At 35.9% G+C, this 18,495-nt stretch carries 17 protein-coding genes and 1 tRNA gene; 3 read left to right on the top strand and 15 right to left on the bottom strand.

Annotation, left to right across the window (positions count from 1 at the left end; translation table 11 throughout):
* The first annotated feature begins 56 nt into the window (after positions 1–56).
* Positions 57–139 (top strand) — tRNA-Leu (locus tag P0092_RS06695).
* A 62-nt stretch (positions 140–201) separates the two neighbouring features.
* On the opposite strand, the gene P0092_RS06690 is transcribed toward P0092_RS06695, so the two are convergent.
* Together P0092_RS06690 and P0092_RS06685 are read right to left on the bottom strand one after the other, a co-directional pair.
* Positions 202–807, bottom strand: a complete 606-nt coding sequence (locus P0092_RS06690; protein WP_004617377.1) for a hypothetical protein — start codon at positions 805–807, stop codon at positions 202–204.
* 119 nt (positions 808–926) lie between these two features.
* On the bottom strand, positions 927–1,928 hold the full coding sequence (locus P0092_RS06685; protein WP_004617375.1) for a hypothetical protein: 1,002 nt from the start codon (positions 1,926–1,928) through the stop codon (positions 927–929).
* Between the two features lie 267 nt (positions 1,929–2,195).
* Here P0092_RS06685 and P0092_RS06680 point away from each other — a divergent pair, with 267 nt between their 5' ends.
* Positions 2,196–3,425 carry a hypothetical protein gene (locus tag P0092_RS06680; RefSeq protein WP_004617373.1) on the top strand — a complete coding sequence of 410 codons (1,230 nt, stop codon included), beginning with the start codon at positions 2,196–2,198 and terminating at the stop codon, positions 3,423–3,425.
* A 53-nt stretch (positions 3,426–3,478) separates the two neighbouring features.
* Here P0092_RS06680 and P0092_RS06675 read toward each other — a convergent pair whose 3' ends face one another.
* Entirely contained in the window at positions 3,479–4,531 is a 1,053-nt protein-coding gene (locus P0092_RS06675) for an HD-GYP domain-containing protein (protein ID WP_004617371.1), read from the bottom strand.
* 369 nt (positions 4,532–4,900) lie between these two features.
* Here P0092_RS06675 and P0092_RS06670 point away from each other — a divergent pair, with 369 nt between their 5' ends.
* Positions 4,901–5,710 (top strand): metallophosphoesterase, encoded by an 810-nt coding sequence (locus P0092_RS06670; protein ID WP_004617370.1) that lies wholly within the window; start codon positions 4,901–4,903, stop codon positions 5,708–5,710.
* A 58-nt stretch (positions 5,711–5,768) separates the two neighbouring features.
* Here the strand turns inward: P0092_RS06670 and P0092_RS06665 are convergent, their stop codons facing one another.
* From P0092_RS06665 to P0092_RS06610, 12 genes are all read right to left on the bottom strand, one after another.
* Positions 5,769–7,499 carry a phospho-sugar mutase gene (locus P0092_RS06665; RefSeq protein WP_004617369.1) on the bottom strand — a complete coding sequence of 577 codons (1,731 nt, stop codon included), beginning with the start codon at positions 7,497–7,499 and terminating at the stop codon, positions 5,769–5,771.
* A 91-nt stretch (positions 7,500–7,590) separates the two neighbouring features.
* The gene (locus P0092_RS06660; protein ID WP_004617368.1) at positions 7,591–8,283 is read right to left on the bottom strand and encodes a hypothetical protein; all 693 of its coding nucleotides are present in this window, start codon (positions 8,281–8,283) and stop codon (positions 7,591–7,593) included.
* 75 nt (positions 8,284–8,358) lie between these two features.
* A complete protein-coding gene (locus P0092_RS06655) occupies positions 8,359–9,054 on the bottom strand; it encodes an LrgB family protein (RefSeq protein ID WP_004617367.1) in 696 nt (231 codons plus the stop codon).
* Complete coding sequence (locus P0092_RS06650) at positions 9,051–9,401, bottom strand: CidA/LrgA family protein (protein WP_004617366.1); 351 nt, start codon at positions 9,399–9,401, stop codon at positions 9,051–9,053. The genes P0092_RS06655 and P0092_RS06650 overlap by 4 nt, the downstream gene beginning before the upstream one ends.
* A complete protein-coding gene (uvrB, locus tag P0092_RS06645) occupies positions 9,401–11,374 on the bottom strand; it encodes an excinuclease ABC subunit UvrB (protein ID WP_004617365.1) in 1,974 nt (657 codons plus the stop codon). The genes P0092_RS06650 and uvrB overlap by 1 nt, the downstream gene beginning before the upstream one ends.
* 143 nt (positions 11,375–11,517) lie before the next feature.
* A complete protein-coding gene (locus tag P0092_RS06640; RefSeq protein ID WP_004617364.1) occupies positions 11,518–12,087 on the bottom strand; it encodes a manganese efflux pump MntP in 570 nt (189 codons plus the stop codon).
* A gap of 95 nt (positions 12,088–12,182) precedes the next feature.
* Positions 12,183–13,193: a tryptophan--tRNA ligase gene (gene trpS, locus P0092_RS06635; RefSeq protein WP_004617363.1), complete on the bottom strand. Its 1,011-nt coding sequence runs from the start codon at positions 13,191–13,193 to the stop codon at positions 12,183–12,185.
* 111 nt (positions 13,194–13,304) lie between these two features.
* A complete protein-coding gene (locus tag P0092_RS06630) occupies positions 13,305–13,475 on the bottom strand; it encodes a hypothetical protein (protein WP_004617362.1) in 171 nt (56 codons plus the stop codon).
* Between the two features lie 144 nt (positions 13,476–13,619).
* A complete protein-coding gene (locus P0092_RS06625) occupies positions 13,620–14,561 on the bottom strand; it encodes an ABC transporter permease (RefSeq protein WP_004617361.1) in 942 nt (313 codons plus the stop codon).
* Positions 14,562–15,641: an ABC transporter permease gene (locus P0092_RS06620; protein ID WP_004617360.1), complete on the bottom strand. Its 1,080-nt coding sequence runs from the start codon at positions 15,639–15,641 to the stop codon at positions 14,562–14,564. It lies immediately after the preceding gene.
* On the bottom strand, positions 15,641–17,170 hold the full coding sequence (locus P0092_RS06615) for an ABC transporter ATP-binding protein (protein WP_276187110.1): 1,530 nt from the start codon (positions 17,168–17,170) through the stop codon (positions 15,641–15,643). The genes P0092_RS06620 and P0092_RS06615 overlap by 1 nt, the downstream gene beginning before the upstream one ends.
* 124 nt (positions 17,171–17,294) lie before the next feature.
* Positions 17,295–18,446: a BMP family ABC transporter substrate-binding protein gene (locus P0092_RS06610; RefSeq protein WP_004617357.1), complete on the bottom strand. Its 1,152-nt coding sequence runs from the start codon at positions 18,444–18,446 to the stop codon at positions 17,295–17,297.
* Between the last annotated feature and the right edge of the window lie 49 nt (positions 18,447–18,495).

The following is an 18,495-nucleotide window of genomic DNA, read 5'->3' as shown; positions in this document are numbered from 1 at the left end:
TATTTAATATTTTGTTGACAAAACCATCAAATGTCTTTATAATAAAAACTGCTCGTGCGGATGTGGCGGAATTGGCAGACGCGCTGGATTTAGGTTCCAGTGGGCGACCGTGGGGGTTCAAGTCCCTTCATCCGCACCACGAAAAAGGATTTCACAATTTGTGAAATCCTTTTTCTATGTATAAATTCATCACTTTTTTGTTTAAAAGTACATTATCTTACTGTCTAGGTACTTTTCAATATATAATTTACCTGTAGAATTAAAAGCTCTTATTACAAAATTTTTTTGAACATAATTATCATATACAAAAGTAACATATTTATTTGAATTAATATGTGAGTATTTAAAACGTTCCGGCTTCGACTTAATATAATTTAAAGTCAAGTTTTCTTTACTAATCATATTACGTTGTAAATCATCGACACCTATAGATATATATTTTATATTGACATTATTAATTTTAAACCCAAAATATCCTCGCTTATGTTTATAATCTATTGATCCGGTCATTACAAAAGGCTCATCATAAGATTTATTATAAGAATTAGAACTTTTGTATTTATATAATAGCCCAAAAAATTTTCTTTCTAAAATAATATCATAAAAAAGCTCTGTTTTAATGTTATCACAAAGTAAATAAATCTCTTTATTATTATTATTCAATTCAGATTTGATGACTAAATCACCAGGAAAAATAGCTTTTATCGCCGATTTTTCAGTAAATCTAAAACCCATCGATATAAAAATATAAAACATTAACAATAAAATTGCTAAACTGATTATAATTCCATTAATATTTCTTCTCAAATAAAGCCTCCACAAATGTTTATGTTGTATTTAGCATTATTTCAAATTAAAGAGAGAGCTTCTTCAAAGAAACCAAATATCTAGTAAAAGAGCTCTCCCTTAATCTTTTTCATACTTTATTAGTATCGAATGCCAAAGGTTTCTTGATCAGATGTATCGAATGCTGAACCAAAAGATACTGATGCCGATTTTAGAGAAAATCCCATTCCCGAAAATGCAATATGTTGATGACCATATTGTGACACTATCTTTCCTGTTTTGGCAGGATTATTTTTTGATGTTTGATATAATGAAAAGCAAAAAAATCCTGAACTTGGATAATATGAAGCATATTGATTAAATGGTATAGACTGCTTGAATCCAAAAGAGAGCCCTTCATTTACAGGATTTTCAACTGGCAGAATATTCTTATGAAGGTGCTGTATTCCGTAAACATAGTGCACAGTATTGTATTGTTGTGCATCAGTAAAGTCCGTTGCTAAGTCACCTGCCCATGCAAAAGCGACATAGTCACTATAATTCCAAGATAATAATGGTTGACTATCCCATGTAAACTCAGCATTTACTGAGTATTCAACAGGATGAAGTATTCCTGAATCATCATAAACCCACATATGATAATTTATATTGCTAATACTTTGTAAAGTTAATGAAGATAATTCCATTTCATTATTATTTAGTACTTTTCTAATATTTTGTACTTCATTATCAGTTTTTTGATATTCTTGTTTTATTTGGTCATCTGTTTTTTCATTAAGTTTCTTTATATCATTATGAATTTTTTTTACAGTATCATCAGAAACACCATATTTAGATTTCAAATTTTCATCTTTCATATTTTGAAAATCTCGAATTATTGCAGCTTCATTAATTTGCACTTTTGAGTGAGTTAATTTAACTTTACTTGGGCTATTAATTAATGTTGAAGCAAGACGGATTTTAACTTCAAAATTTAGTTCTGCAATTGATTTTTCATCAAATCCATTAGCTAATAATACACCATCTGCTTGTTTAATACTAACTTGATTATTTTGACTTTTGTCTGTTGCACTTGTCAGAAATGAACATGAACAAATTATTAGTGATAAAACTAGTAAAAAAGCTGTAAATTTAATTTTCATAAAACCCTCCATAAAAGTTTGTCAGAAACATTTCTATGATATATAAATGCTAGCTTTAGTTGATCAACTATTATAGTATAATAGTAACTATTTTCTATTTCAAGTAAATTATGGCTTCAAGGTGCAATAATGTAATCACCAAAAACACCTATTTGTTGAATCATAACACTATCATTCTGTAAAAAAAGTAATTTAAATTAAAAATTGACACATTTTGGCATATGGTATATTATTTCAAATAAAAACAACTACACAGGAGAGATTACTATGAATGAAAGTATGTATTCCAATGTACAATTTATTGGCCATGTGTTAAGCTCCACCCCACTGTTAAAGGAATCCGTTGAAGAAATGAGCGATTGGGGAATCTATCTTGGCCTTGCGAATGATAGCGATGACATCAATGCTCGTCTGCAAATCGTATCAGATGTGCTAAAGCAGGTAATTAGCATTGGTGGAATCAACAAAGACCCTTCTACTCTGAAAGTATTTGCATTGCCTGAATTCTTCTGGAGAGGGATTAAGGGTGCATATATGAATTCCCAAAAAGCAAACGATGAAATGTACAAAAAAATCAGTGATGGCCTGATTAATATTATTAAAACCCTTGAAAAACAATATGACTTCAGTGATTGGCTTTTCTTATTCGGCTCAATTTTGACTACCTTCGATATCCCCGACTGTATAACTGATACTGACAAAACCCTTTCAAAAGTTGGTGATGATTATTTAAGCGTATACAGTATACTAAAAAAATCCGCAAAGAATAAAAGTATACCCAATGTCTCTCACTTGCTGAAAATCATAGATAAAAAAGTGGCATCAGAAAACAATTATGACCAGGAACTTTCAGACTTACTTAAGGATGTATTGAGTATGAGTGACGGTTTAGCCAACAAAATGGTTTATAACAGATGTTTTATTTATTACAGACAGAATACCAATTCCATACAAAAGCAATTCAAGTCAAAAGAAGATTTTATTTTAAACAACCCATCGGCTTCAAAAGGCATTGTTGAAAATTATCTGCAAACAATGGTTAATTACCCTCCTGTCTCTGATACAAATAATCCTGTACAGACAATAACCTACTCTACTTTTAACTGCGGAGGCTTGAATATAGGCGTTGAAATTTGTCTTGACCATAGCAGAAAAAGACTCCTTGGATATTTATCCGAGAAAAAGATAAAGGAATTGGATATACAAATAGTAATATCCTGTGGAATGTCTTTGAGAAAGGATTCGGCTGCAACAAAACAAGGCGGTATACTTTTTAATTGCGACGGAGAATATGTTATTGAGGGCGATGCACAAAACGGAGACAGCTGTCACTCACAGTTAAAGACTTTCAGTTTTGATGCAAGCTGCGGTCCCAGACTGTCTGACCATATTCCTGCTTCAATTGTTAAAGACGTTAATGCTTCGACTGAGGGACAAAAACTATATCCTCACGGTCTTGGGCAAATACACATTTATAGTCCCCGAACTATAAAATAGCTCTTTTGATATTAAACAAGCAGAGATGACTATTTTAAGTCTCTCTGCTTTAATTAACATGATGAAACTATAATGCAATTATTACTTCTTTCCAGATTTATTTCTTCATATGGATATTTTGAAGTTCCATCAGAATTTACATTAAGTCTGACAATAGGAATATGGGACTTGTTCAAACCGCATACTATCCCCTTTTCTCCGCTGCTCAAAGTAACCTCGGTGCCAATAGGATATGGTGGAATAACGTTAAGAAAGCATCCTAAAATTTGCGAATCAAGGAGCATATTATTAATGGATTCGAGATAATTTATAGCATTAAATGTACCCATTTTCTTACGATATATCCTGTCCGAGGTCAAGGCATCAAATATATCCGTCACAGCTACTATCTTTGAATAAAGATGTATCTCTTCCTTATGCAAAGCCATTGGATAACCTTTACCGTCGCATCTCTCATGATGATTCAATGCAACCAGCGCAGACTTATCACTAATACCCGGTATATTTTTGAGAATGTCAAAACCCAGCTTTGAATGGCGCTTTATTACTTCAAATTCGTCATTTGAAAGAGATGACTTTTTATTCAGTATTTCAGTAGGTATGAGTACTTTGCCTATATCGTGCAAAAGTGCACCTACTCCCAATTCCTGAAGTTCAGCCTGTCCAAGTTTTAGTTTTATACCTATTATTAATGACAGTATACACACATTTACACTGTGTGAAAAAGTATAACCGTCAAAAGTCTTTATATCCATCAGGTTGACTATTATTTCTTCGGAATCAAGTATGTCATTTAAAATTTTATCTACAATTGAAATGATGTGTCCGGATGGTGGCATGCCCTCTAAACTATACTTTTCCATAGTTTGCTTCATAAATAGAATGGCTTCCAGCCTGGTAATATCTCTTATTACGTCTTTTACTTCAATATCTTTTGAAAAATTATCCTGAATATACAATTCTGTAATACCAAGAGAGGCAATTTGTGCTAAGTGAGATGGTGTCAATACAGTTCCCTCATCAATTAACATTGATGAACCATCATAATATACAGCCTTCCCCAATGTCATTCCTGCCTGGCAGTTTGAAATATTAATCTTTCTCATTGTTTCCTCTTCAGCAAAAACCATACGCTAAGCCGGACATACCCCTTGGCATAACAGCTATAGCACGGTTTTGATTTATATTAGTCCGGGACATTAAAATACAATCCGGAACCTTTGTGATAATTGTAGAAACATTATCTAAAGTTTAATTACACTACTACCGAATTACGTTGTATTTTATGATTTTGAATATTAATTAACCCCAGTTGTTACTTGATGTGACAAATTATAGTATCTACCAAAACAATTATACTTTTTTTCCCAATTAATATCAACAAAATTTTGTTTTATTTTACAAAGAATATATTTTAGAATATACTTAACTATAACCTTACCTAATAAAATGAATTAAAATAACAGGAGAAACTAATGAATTACATTATAATAACAAGCACTATAGTACTTCTGCTGGTTTATATGTTGTTTGAAACCACTCTTCTGAAAAAGAACTATATCAACTTTAGCAAAAGTTCAAAAGGTCTTAAAATCGCACATTTATCCGATTTACATGTAAATCATATTCATATTCAAAAGAAAAAGCTTATAAACAAATTGAAAGAAGTAAATCCAGATATAGTCCTTATTTCGGGAGATTATATTGAAACAGAGAAGGATATTCCCAAAGCTTTGGATTTAATAAAAGCAATAGCTGATATTTTTCCCGTATACCTCACACTTGGGAACCATGACCATAAAGCACATCAAATTATTAATAAAGGCGTAGAAGGCTTTATTGACCAGTTGGAACAGACCGGGGCTGTTGTCCTTAATAACGCTTCTGTAAGTATATGCAAAAATAGTACTACATACAATATCATTGGTATTGATGACCTGAAAAGAGGAAAGCCCGATTTGGCTAAAGCATTCGCAAATGTAAATTCTTCATTCCAAAACCATATTAATATTGTACTATCACATAACCCGGATACATTACTTACATTATCACAACATCACACTGATTACTTTCTATGCGGACATTTTCACGGCGGACAGATATGGATGCCTTTTCATCTGGAATTCAGAATTCTTAGAAGAGAACAGCTTTGCAGGAGGGGTTACAGGAGAGGGCTTCATAAAATTAACGGAATAGTTATTTATATTAACAGGGGCCTGGGTAATGTTCTGTTTCCTTTCCGTTTCTTTTCGGTTCCGGAAATTGCAGTAATCCAGCTTCCATAAAATAAAGCCGTGAAAATCAGGTGATATCACCGATTTTCATGGCTTTTTAAAAGCTATATTATAAGAGTGGCTTTATAACATCAAGAACACCAGCTTTAAACTTTTCAAGTTTATCCTGAGACAAATTCAATGTCTTTTCTGATACTCCGTAATAAATCTTTATTTTAGGCTCTGTTCCTGATGGCCTTACGCAGAACCATGAACCGTCTTCCATTTCAAAATAAAGCACGTCTGACTCAGGTAAAAGGATTTTCTCTGTAGTCCCGCTTACAATTACATACCTTTCTGATTTGTGGTAATCTCTGACAGCCTTAACCTTGATATCTCCAAATGCTTCATATCTGGTGTTTCTCATAGTTGACAAGGCTTGTTTAATTTTTGTAACACCATCCTTACCTTCAAGGGTAAAGGAACTGATGCCTTCAAGATAATAGCCGTACTTTTCATAAACATTTATAAGTGCGTCATACAAGGAAATACCTTTTGCCTTGTAATAAGCAGCCATCTCTGCAATAAGCATTGATGCAACTACCGCATCCTTATCTCTTACATCTGTTCCTGCAAGATAACCGTAACTTTCTTCAAAGCCAAACAGGTACTTCTGTTTTCCTGTTTCGTCTCTGAGCTTTATCTGTTCTCCGATAAACTTGAAACCTGTGAGAACCTCCACCAGCTCTATATTATAGTAGTTGGCAATAACCCTTGCAAGTTCAGTGGTAACTATGGTTTTTACAACAAAGCCGTTTGCAGGAAGCTTTGCTTCTTCCTTCATTGCAGTGAGTATATATTCCAACAGCAAACATCCTGTCTGATTACCTGTCAGAACAGCATATTCTCCATCATTTTTTCTAACAACCACACCTACTCTGTCGCTATCCGGATCAGTTCCGATAATCAAATCAACATCATTATCTGACGCAAGCTTGATAGCAAGCTCAAAGGCTGACCTTTCTTCAGGATTCGGGGATTTTACAGTTGAGAACTGTGAATCAGGAAGTTCCTGCTCCTTGACAACCAGAACGTGTTTAAAGCCGCTTTCTGCAAGTATTCTCCTTACAGGCTTATTACCTGCCCCGTGCAGAGGAGTATATACGATTTTGAACGTGTCTGCTACCTTGGCAGCAGCATCCTTATTTACTCTCAGCTTCTTCAGCATATCAATATACTCATTATCAATTTCACTGCCTATAATTTGAAGGAGGCCTTTGCTTATAGCTTCTTCCTTAGAAATAATATTAACTTTTGTAATGTCTTCAATCTTATTTATTTCAGATATAACGGCATTTGAACCGTCTATAGAAAGCTGTCCGCCATCTTCTCCGTATACCTTGTAGCCATTGTACTGCTTGGGGTTATGACTTGCAGTTACAACCACTCCGGCAGCAGCTTTTAAGTATCTTACAGCAAATGACAATTGAGGTGTAGGTCTCAATTCATCAAACAGATATGCTTTAATACCGTTTGCACAGAATACCTTTGCAGCTTCAAGTGAAAACTCCGGTGACATAAAACGTGAATCATATGCTATAACTATACCTTTGTCCTGATTTCCCAGATGGTTTATATAATTTGCCAAACCCTGTGAAGCAACCCTGACTGTGTAAATGTTAATTCTATTGGTTCCGGCTCCGATTATACCTCTGAGTCCTCCGGTTCCAAATTCAAGGCTTTTATAGAATCTGTCTTCCACTTCCTTGGCATCATTTTTTATGGACAAAAGTTCATTTTTTGTGTCTTGATCGAAATAATCATTATCCAACCAAAAGTTAAGTTTTGATAGGTATTCCATTATTTAAGTAACCTCCTAAAAATTTCATTTGAGTATTAGTATATCATAAATGTAATCAAATTCAATGAGGATTAGAAAGTCAAACTAAAATCTAAATTGTAAAAATTTTATTAATCTGTGAAAGTTTTGAATTTATATAAAAACTGTACACTAAATTTCGCTTTATAAGCCTGTAGAAATGATTTAAGGTATATACAACTTCATATACCACACCTGTTTTTTCAAAGAAATCATTAGCATCAAAATTAACACCTGCAATAGGCTTGTAGGCGTTTAAGCAACCGCTATAAGAAGCGTATTTTTCAAGAAACATATGAATTTCGTCTGGAATAACATTTTTAGAAATACATGAATCCCATAGAACATTGCCTTCAACAAGAGTTCTTACTACAAATTCAGAGCAGGTATATGCCTTGTGGGTATCAAACTTACACCCAAGTAAAACTCCTATTGCAGCTAAAGAATTGTAAATGTTCTCTTCACTGTCATTTTTTATTTTATATATAAATAATTTAATAGTTTCGTACTGTTCTTCCGTTACGGGTATGCTGAAAACCTTTATAGAAACATCCTGTTGCTTCCTAAGAGTAAATCTTTCAGGAAATTCTTTAACAAATCCGCCAACCAGAGGATTAGAAGCCCTATATCGTGCAAAGGAATACATCTCGTTCAGATTCTCCGTGAGACTTATAGAAGAATGATTATAAAAGCTTCTGGTAAATACCCTTATTAATTTTCCCATTTTAGTAGGAGTTGAAGATAATACAACATAAATGTTTTTCATATTTTCACTTCCTTATAGTACATTTTTATAATAATATACGGAAATAAATAAAACATGTATGAAACTTGTCTTATATTAAAAGAATCCGAATTTGAATAAAACAGTAGCAACTATAACCGTTACAAGTCCGGCAAGCCCAATAGCCAAGCCGCTCATAGCTCCTTCTGTTTCGCCCAAATCAACCGCCTTTGTTGTTCCTAACGCATGAGACGAAGTTCCAATAGCAATACCCTTTGCTGTCTTGTCCGTTATTTTACAAATCTTTAATAACCATTCTGCAAAAACGGCACCAAATATACCTGTTATAATAATGGCAGCTACCGTTACAGATGGAATTCCTTTCAGCTGAGTTGATAATTCAATTCCCAGTGGAGTAGTTATAGACTTTGGTACCAGAGATGCAATCAGTTCTTTTGAAAGACTGAAAGCCTCTGACATAGCCCACACACTCAGAATTGCGGTAACTGACCCAATGATCACTCCCCCCAGTATCGCAACATAGTCTTTTTTTAAGGAATTTATGTTCTTATATAAAGGAACAGCCAGTATTACTGTTGCTGGTGTAAGAAAAAGAGAAATAAAATCTCCTCCCTTCTTATAGTCCTCCAATGGAATATGTAATGCCAGCAAAGCCCCAATAACCAATGCTATTGCAATCATCAAGGGATTTAAAAAAGCAATCCTTGTTTTTTTGTTTATAAAAATACCAATCTCATAAGCCAATATTGATATAAGCAGTGCGAATAAAGGTGACGATATAATTTCTTTCATTTTTCCTTCCTCCTTTTTATTAGCTGTATTGTCCAACCCGTTACAATCATAACAACAAAAGTTGTAACAAAACATATAACCAATATAGGAAGGATACTTTTCTTTAAAATCCCTACATAACCAATTAGTCCCACCCCTGCAGGAATAAAAAAGAATGCAAGATGATCTATTAAAAACTTACTTATCTCATCTATTTTGTCCAATTTGATAACCCCGGTTATCAGGCAAATAAAAAGCAATATCATTCCTATGATACTGCCCGGAAGCGGAACATGTACTACTTTGTTCAATACTTCCCCGATAAAGCAAATAATTAGTACAATTAAAAACTGCCTTAGTAGTTTCATTACTTCCCCCTGAGTGATTCTATCTTATCCCTTAATTCCGCTGCACGTTCAAATTGTAAATCAGCTGCTGCCTGCTTCATTTCACTCTGTAATTTAGCAATAAGCTTTTCAAGTTCCTGTTCAGACATATGAGTTGCTTTCTTTCCGGCATAATACTTGTCCTCTTCTTCAGCAACCTTTGTGGCTTCAAGAACATTTCTTACTGATTTCTGAATAGTAGTCGGAACAATTCCATGCTTTTTATTGTAATCCATCTGAATCTGCCGTCTTCTGTTAGTCTCACTTATAGCTCTGTGCATTGAGCCTGTGATATTGTCAGCATACATTATAACCTTACCTTCAGAATTTCTGGCAGCTCTTCCTATAGTCTGTATCAGTGAGGTTTCAGAACGCAGAAAACCTTCTTTATCCGCATCAAGTATGGCTACCAGTGAGACCTCAGGAATATCAAGACCTTCTCTTAAAAGATTTATTCCGATGAGAACATCAAATACTCCCAAACGTAAATCTCTTATTATCTCCATTCTCTCAAAAGTTACAACGTCGGAATGAAGGTACTTAACCTTTATGTCCAGTTCCTTCATATAGTCCGTCAAATCCTCTGCCATCTTTTTGGTAAGAGTCGTAACAAGTACTCTTTGTTTCTTCTCAGCCCTGGTATTGATTTCACCGATTAAGTCATCTATCTGACCTTTCACAGGTCTTATAATAATCTCCGGATCTATTAATCCTGTAGGCCTTAAAATCTGTTCAACTATCTGAGTGGAATGCTCCCTTTCATATACAGCCGGCGTAGCACTTACATATACTACCTGATTCACCCGTTCCTCAAATTCATGGAATTTAAGCGGCCTGTTGTCAAAGGCTGACGGCAGCCTGAAACCATACTCTACAAGAGATTCTTTTCTGGAACGGTCGCCGTTGTACATAGCCCCTACCTGTGATACCGTAACATGAGATTCATCTATAACAAGCAGATAATCATCAGGAAAATAATCCATAAGTGTATATGGTGAACTCCCCGGTTCACGGCCGCTTATATGACGTGAATAATTCTCTATGCCTTGACAGAAGCCTATTTCAGACATCATTTCCAAATCATATCTGGTTCTTTGTTCCAGTCTTTGAGCTTCCAGCAGTTTGCCTTCCATTTTAAACTGCTCCAGTCTTTCTTCCAGCTCTTTTTCAATAGTTACCATGGCACGATCCATTTTAGGTCTGGTGGTAGCGTAGTGAGAAGCCGGAAAAACAGCTATGTGCTCCCTAGTTCCAATTATCTCACCTGTCAGATAATCTACTTCCGTGATTCTTTCTATCTCATCTCCAAAAAATTCTACTCTTAATACCTTTTCGGAGCTGTTCGCAGGGAATATCTCCAGAACATCTCCTCTTGCCCTGAACCTTCCTCTTCTAAAATCTATCTCATTTCTTTCATACTGTATATCTACCAATTTTCTGATTACTTCGTCCCTGTCCTTCTGCATACCTACTCTAAGGGACAACATCAGGTCTGTGTAGTCCTCCGGGTCTCCCAATCCGTAAATACAGGAAACACTGGCAACAATAATTACATCCCTTCGCTCAAACAGCGCTGCTGTGGCGGAGTGTCTCAATTTATCAATTTCTTCGTTTACAGAAGAATCTTTTTCTATATACGTATCAGTTGATGGTATATATGCTTCCGGTTGATAGTAATCGTAATAACTTACAAAATATTCAACTACATTATTGGGAAAAAACTCTTTAAACTCACTACAAAGTTGAGCTGCAAGTGTCTTGTTGTGTGCAATTACCAGAGTAGGCTTTTGCACCTGCTCTATAACTTTTGCCACTGTATATGTCTTTCCTGAGCCTGTAACACCCAAAAGCGTCTGATGTTTTTGGCCTTCTTGTATAGCTTTACTTATTTTTGCTATAGCTTCCGGTTGGTCTCCCATGGGCTTGTATGGCGAAATAACTTCAAATTTATTCATAAGATTCAAACCTTTCTATACTTGCCAGCCGGTAAAACAGTACAACTATTTCGTTACCGACAATATTTATCCTTCTGTATATAATATAAAAAACATTATACCACATATCAAAGGAAAAACAAACGTACGTTTGGCAAATATATCTAGCCCCCGAAAAACATGTGCTGTACAAATATCTTGATGCCTATCCCTATTAAAATCAAACCTCCCACGATTCCTGCACGTTTCCCAAGTAAATTGCCAAACCTTTTAGATACCAATATTGCAGCTATGCAGCATATAAAAGTTATGGCACTGATAATCGTTATTGAATATAAAATATTTACATTCAAAGCAGATAAGCTCACTCCTACCGCCAAGGCATCTATACTGGTTGCAACTGCCTGTACTGTCAACAACTTGAAAGTTAATGCAAATAGTGAACAATCCTGTTCTTCATCAGCAGTTATAGCTTCGTGAAGCATTTTTCCTCCAATTATGATAAGCAAAATGAAAGCTATCCAATGGTCGAATTTTTTGATGACAGATTCAAAGGAATTTGCTGCGTAATAACCTAATAAGGGCATTATCCCTTGAAATACTGCAAACATTATTGACATCTGCAAAATATGTTTTATTTTTATTTTTTTGATACATAAGGAATTTGATATTGATACAGCTGACGCATCCATAGATAAACCTATTGCCAGCAAAATCAGTTCTGTTAAACTCATGTAAGCCTCCATTAAACTACTGTAGAATATTAATACATTAAAAAAAACAGGGAATCATTTCATTAAACTGCAAGAAATGAATCCCTTATACTATTTTAACCTCTAGGTAAAAGACCAATTTTTCTTTGAACCTTTGAAAGGGTTTTTCTTGCCATGTAAGCAGCTTTTTCTGCATTTTCCTTTAGAATCGAGTTCAGTTGTTCCTTATCAGATGAAAATTCGTTGAATCTCTGTTGTATCGGAACCAACATGTCTGCTACTGACTGTCCTACTGTTTCCTTTAAATCGCCGTAGGACCTTCCTTCAAATTCCTTTTCAATGTCACTGATACTCTTTCCGGTAACACTTGAGTATATACTGATTAGATTGCTGACACCCGGCTTGTTTTGCTCGTCATAACGTATTTCACGTTCTGAATCGGTAACAGCCCTTTTAAATTTGCGCATTACGGCATCCTGTGAGTCAAGAATCAGAACAAATGCATTCTCATTCTCATCTGACTTGGACATTTTCTTTTCAGGTTCCTGAAGACTCATTATTTTTGCACCTATTTTAGGTATAAAGGCTTCGGGGATTGTAAATGTATCACCATATATGTTATTAAATCTGTCAGCTACATCTCTGGTAATCTCAAGATGTTGTTTCTGGTCTTGTCCGATTGGAACAAGATCCGCCTGATAAAGCAGTATATCTGCTGCCATAAGTACAGGGTATGTGAACAAGCCTGCATTTATGTTGTCTCCGTGTCTTTGAGACTTGTCCTTGAATTGGGTCATTCTGTTCAATTCACCCATATATGTGAAGCAATTTAGAATCCATGCTAATTCTGCATGTGCACTGACATGTGACTGTAAAAACAATATGCTTTTTTTAGGGTCAAGACCACAGGCCATATAAAGTGCCAGAAGATTTAGACTTCTCTGTCTTAATTCGGCAGGCTTCTGACGAACTGTAAGTGTATGAAGATCTACTACACAGTACAAGCACTCATACTCTTCCTGCAAAGGAATCCAATTCTTTATAGCACCCAGATAATTTCCTATGGTAAGGTTTCCTGATGGCTGAACACCACTGAAAATCCTTTTCTTCTGTTCTATCTGTTCCATCTAAAACACATCCTTACGAATTTTATTTATTATTTTCCATTATTCATACCTAAAGATTTTATCTTAAAATAATGCCGTTAACAAGGTATTTTCAAACATATTGCAAAATAATCAGTCATTTTTTTGAGACCTTTTATATGAATAATAAATGATATAGAAGCCTACGGCAGCTATTAAGTAAAATGCGCCTGAATTTTCCCGGCCTGACATAATGCGTAGGATTCCAAAAACCAACAGCACCAATGAAAAAAATAAACAACCCAACCTCAAAATCTTGTTCATGCCGGAAAAACCTCCCGTTACAATAAAATATTAACATCAAACATATTTTAGCACAGAATTTATATTATGTAAGCAATGAAGCGCCGAATTATGTTTAAAGCCGTAAACCCAAAGATTTCTTGGACTTTACGGCTTATATTTATTCTATCGTTCTTCTCTGAAATATGGTTCTCCAAGTGCTTTTGGAGGTTGGTTCTCCTTTGATTTTTTTATGGAAATCATAATAAGAACTATTATTGTTACAAGATACGGGAGCATATCGAAAATGCTCTGTGGAATGGGTACATGACTTTGTAGATACAAGCCCAAAATACTCAAGCCTCCGAAGAAATATGCACCCAGCATAGCTTTATACGGATTCCAGGTTACAAAGATAACAAGTGCCACTGCAATCCAACCTCTTCCTCCCGTTACACCCTCCTGCCATGACGGTACAGTAACCATTGACATGTATGCACCGGCTATACCGCTCAAAGCACCTCCCAGAAGTATATGAAGGTATTTGTACCTAGTTACGTTGATTCCTGCAGTATCGGCGGCACCCGGGTTTTCCCCTACAGTTCTCATATTCAGGCCCATTTTGGTTTTATACATATACAATCCCAGTAAAATCGCTGCAACATATCCTGCATAAACAAGAATATTCTGATGGAAAAAAGCACTTCCTATAACAGGAATATCTCCAAGCAAAGGAATCTTAATAGGTTTAAAACTGTTTCTTATGGAATCGGATAAAGCCTGTCCAATCATCTTTTGTCCTAAGAAGCTGGAAAAACCTGTACCGAAAATTGTAAGAGAAAGACCTGAAACAATTTGGTTTGCTCTTAATGTAATTGTCAAAAAGGCAAAAATCAACGCTCCTCCTGCTCCTGCAACCATTCCTGCAAGCATACCAATTACCGGATTTCCTGTAGACAAGGCAGCGCCAAAACCTATAACGGCACCGATAAGCATCATTCCCTCAACACCAAGGTTTAATTGCCCAACCTTTTCTGTTATTATTTCTCCTAAGGTTGCAAATAGTAAAGGAGTTCCGGCTGTAACGGCACCGGCTAAAATAAATGTAATCATACTAACTAAACTCATTTATGCCGCCTCCTTTCCAATTTTATGCTCTGTAATTCTGTTGCGTACAAGCTTGTATTGAATGAAAAACTCACTTCCCAGAACAAAGAAAAGAATCATTCCCTGAAGTATCTGAGCGACCGATGAATGAATATTAAAAGCTGTTTGAATATAGGTTCCGCCCTGTTGAAGAACAGCGAAAAGGAAACATACAACAACAATAACAGGTGCGCTCAAGCCCGCAAGCCAGGTTGTAATAATTGCCGTAAAACCAACTCCGTTTGCAACCTGATAGCTCAGAGTATTATTTACTCCCGACACCTGAAACATACCCACCATACCGCACAAAGCGCCACTTAGCAAAATTGAGGACAGAATTATCTTTTTAACATTCATTCCGGCATATCTTGCGGTGTTTTCACTTTCACCGATTACCTGTATTTCGTATCCTCTTTTTGTTTTATTTATAAAAATATACATTATAATTACCAATACAATAGCTGCAATCCATCCTATGTGAATACCAAACACCTTTGGAAGTGCGGCATTGTCAGGAAACATTGCAATTTTACCTGCCCCAAGGGCATTAGGGTCCTTCCATGGACCATATTGCAGATACATAAGGAATTTTTGTGCAATATAATTCATCATCAGAGTAAACAATGTTTCATTTGTACCGAATTTTGCTTTGAAATACGCCGGAATCAATGCCCATATACCTCCTGTGATTGCGGCAGATACAAACATCAGTAAAAGCAGCAAACCCGTAGGAAGGTTTGAATGGTATAAAGCAAAATAGCTGGCAGCGAAAGCACCCATTATTATTTGTCCTTCGGCACCGATATTCCAGAACTTCATTCTGAAAGCTACCGATATACCGAGAGAGGTAATTATCAGCGGAATCGCCTGTATTATTGCTTCTTTGAATCTATACGCGGAGCCGAAGGAACCGTCCAGCATTGATACATAAACATCCATCGGATTAAAGCCTATGAGCATTATAAATATACTGGTGGCAACAAGTGCTCCAAGTATTGCAATAATTCTGAATATAACAGATTGTTTTTTTGTAAGGTCTGTCCTTTTAATAATTCTGAACATTACATTCCCACCCCCATTACCTTATCCATATGTTCTCCTGCCATCATAAGGCCAAGCTGCTCCTTGGTTACCTTTGAAGCACTAACAATACCTGTTATTCTACCGTTGCAGATAACCATTATTCTATCGCAAAGCTCTATGAGAACATCCAGATCCTCACCGATATAGAGTATGCCTACTCCCTTTTCCTTCTGCTCGTTTAGGAGGTCATAGATTGTGTAAGACGCATTGATATCCAATCCTCTGACGGGATATGCAGTTATTAGTAAATCGGGGTTTGACTCTATTTCACGACCCAAAAGCACCTTTTGTATGTTACCCCCTGAAAGTTGTCGTACAGGATGGTTAATTCCCGGTGTACTGATTTCAAGCTTATTTATCAGTTTTTGTGCCAGATTTCTTGCTGTCTTCTTTTCTATAAAAACACCTTTTTGGTTTTGGTATTCTTTAAGAATCAGGTTATCAACCATTCCCATGGAGGCTACCAGACCCATACCAAGTCTGTCTTCAGGGATAAAGCTCATGCTTATACCCATTTTGATTATGTCACGAGGATTTTTTCCTACGATATTTTCACCTTTGTATTCAATAGAGCCTGAAGCGATAGGATACAGACCTGCTATAGCCTCGCACAGCTCTTTCTGTCCGCTTCCTGCAACACCTGCAACACCTAGTATCTCTCCCGTCGAAAGGGAAAAACTAATGGCGTCAAGAGCCTTAACATTTTCTTCATCTACTACTGTAAGATTATTTATATCCAATATATGTTTATTTTTTTTGCTTTCAACCCTATTAATTGAAAGATCAACAGCTTTACCCACCATCAGGTTAGTAAGCTCAGTGGCACTTGTATCTTCCTTGTTCACAGTGCCTACTGTTTCGCCTTTTCTCAAAACAGTAATTCTATCTGATATTTCCATTACTTCATTTAGCTTGTGAGTAATTATTATTACTGAACAGCCTGACTGCTTCATTTTTCTCAAGATATTGAAAAGACCTTCTGTTTCCTGTGGAGTTAAAACTGCTGTAGGTTCATCAAGAATCAGTATCTCAGCACCCCTGTAAATTACCTTTAATATCTCAACAGTCTGCTTTTCACCTACAGACATATTGTAAACCTTCTTGTTAAGGTCAACTGCCAGTCCATACTTTTCAGAGATGTTTTTAATTTTCTGAGAAAGCTGTTTGTTTCCAATAAAAAAGCTTTCCTTCTGTCCGGCTATAATATTATCCCTTGCTGATAATACCTCCACTAGCTTAAAGTGCTGGTGAATCATTCCTATACCGATAGCCATGGAGTCTTTAGGAGTCTTGAATGTAACCTGTTTTCCCTTGATGTGTATACTTCCACTGTCCGGAGTGTATATACCTGAAAGCATATTCATCAATGTACTTTTACCGGAACCATTTTCCCCTAGCAAAGCATGGATTTCGCCCTTCTTTACCTCAAGGCACACATTATTGTTAGCGACAACAGGACCAAAGGTTTTGGTTAAGTTATCAATTTTGATATACACTTCGTTATTCACAGCATCACCTTTTCATATTAATTATTTACGTGTTAAATTTTTTAGCAGTAGCCGATTACCGAATGAATCGGTTCTATCAACTACTGCTAAATTGTCATTACTCAATTATATCAAAAGTCCTTGATTACTTGCTGATTTTTCCGTTTACACCTTCAACAAACCATTTGCAGGACTGCTGTTCTTCAACTGTCATAACTTTTCCTTCAGGAATCTTTACTGTACCTGTCTGATCCTTGATAGGACCTGCAAGAACTTTTAATGAACCGTCAAGAATCTTTTTCTTTGCTTCTTCGACTTTAGCCTTTATATCTGCATCAACCAAATCTGACATTGGCCCTAAATCAACAACTCCATCTTTCATTCCGCCAAGATAGTTTTCAGCTTTCCATGTTCCGTCCAGAATTTTCTTGACCTGATCAACATAGTATACTCCCCAGTTCCATACAGGAGCTGTGAGGTATGCTTTCGGAGCTGCCTTGCTGCTGTCTGAATTATATCCGATTGCAAATGCATTCTTTTCCTGAGCTGCTATTTGTGAAGCCGTTGAATCCTGATGCTGAGCTATAACGTCATTTCCTTCATTAAGAAGCGCTGTAGCCGCATCCTTTTCAACCTGAGGATCATACCATGTGTTTGTCCATTTTACGTTTACAACTGCATTTGGGTTTACTGAACGAACACCCAGTGTAAAGAAGTCTATTCCTCTGATAACCTCAGGAATTTGCATTGCTGCAACATATCCTATCTTGTTTGTTTTTGTCTTTAAACCAGCTACAATACCAGAAAGATATCTTCCTTCTTCAATCTGACCAAAATAGTTTACGAAATTAGTAGTATTTGATTTATTACCTGAGCAGTGGAAGAACTTAACTTCCTTGTGTTCTTTTGCCGCTTTTTCAACATGATCCATGTAACCGTAGCTTGTAGCGAATATAGCCTTACAGCCCTGGTCTATAAGATTGTTAATTGCTTTTTCAACTTCAGCTGTTTCAGGAACATTTTCAACTGCCAATGTTGTTACATTCTTGTCTTTAAGAGTAGTTTCGAGATATTTACGACCCTGATCATGTGCAAAGGTGTAACCTACATCCCCAACTGAACCGATATAGATGAAGCCTACTTTCAAGCCGTTACCATCTGCTGCTTTAGAGCCTGATGCCGTAGAGATAGATGCTGATGAATTTTCACTGTTGTTTGTTGCACTTAATCCACAACCGGATAATACTGTCATACAAACAAATACAATTGCTAGCATTAACGCCGTTAATCTTTTCATTTTGTTATCCCCCTATTTTTTAAATAAGAATTATATATTTTAAATGTTT

This window comes from Ruminiclostridium papyrosolvens DSM 2782 (assembly GCF_029318685.1).
In the GTDB taxonomy this organism is placed as follows: domain Bacteria; phylum Bacillota; class Clostridia; order Acetivibrionales; family DSM-1351; genus Ruminiclostridium; species Ruminiclostridium papyrosolvens.
Note: the sequence above shows the minus strand (reverse complement) of the source record. Positions and strands in the feature narration are given on the sequence as shown.

Bases quoted from the DNA above. Each gene is read 5' to 3' on its own strand.
- P0092_RS06650 (WP_004617366.1), bottom strand. From the start codon at position 9,401: ATGAAACTACTAAGGCAGTTTTTAATTGTACTAATTATTTGCTTTATC.
- P0092_RS06665 (WP_004617369.1), bottom strand. From the start codon at position 7,499: ATGGAATACCTATCAAAACTTAACTTTTGGTTGGATAATGATTATTTC.
- P0092_RS06630 (WP_004617362.1), bottom strand. From the start codon at position 13,475: ATGAACAAGATTTTGAGGTTGGGTTGTTTATTTTTTTCATTGGTGCTG.
- P0092_RS06675 (WP_004617371.1), bottom strand. From the start codon at position 4,531: ATGAGAAAGATTAATATTTCAAACTGCCAGGCAGGAATGACATTGGGG.
- P0092_RS06610 (WP_004617357.1), bottom strand. From the start codon at position 18,446: ATGAAAAGATTAACGGCGTTAATGCTAGCAATTGTATTTGTTTGTATG.
- P0092_RS06685 (WP_004617375.1), bottom strand. From the start codon at position 1,928: ATGAAAATTAAATTTACAGCTTTTTTACTAGTTTTATCACTAATAATT.
- P0092_RS06660 (WP_004617368.1), bottom strand. From the start codon at position 8,283: ATGAAAAACATTTATGTTGTATTATCTTCAACTCCTACTAAAATGGGA.
- P0092_RS06620 (WP_004617360.1), bottom strand. From the start codon at position 15,641: ATGTTCAGAATTATTAAAAGGACAGACCTTACAAAAAAACAATCTGTT.
- P0092_RS06680 (WP_004617373.1), top strand. From the start codon at position 2,196: ATGAATGAAAGTATGTATTCCAATGTACAATTTATTGGCCATGTGTTA.
- P0092_RS06670 (WP_004617370.1), top strand. From the start codon at position 4,901: ATGAATTACATTATAATAACAAGCACTATAGTACTTCTGCTGGTTTAT.
- trpS (WP_004617363.1), bottom strand. From the start codon at position 13,193: ATGGAACAGATAGAACAGAAGAAAAGGATTTTCAGTGGTGTTCAGCCA.
- P0092_RS06625 (WP_004617361.1), bottom strand. From the start codon at position 14,561: ATGAGTTTAGTTAGTATGATTACATTTATTTTAGCCGGTGCCGTTACA.
- P0092_RS06640 (WP_004617364.1), bottom strand. From the start codon at position 12,087: ATGAGTTTAACAGAACTGATTTTGCTGGCAATAGGTTTATCTATGGAT.
- P0092_RS06655 (WP_004617367.1), bottom strand. From the start codon at position 9,054: ATGAAAGAAATTATATCGTCACCTTTATTCGCACTGCTTATATCAATA.
- uvrB (WP_004617365.1), bottom strand. From the start codon at position 11,374: ATGAATAAATTTGAAGTTATTTCGCCATACAAGCCCATGGGAGACCAA.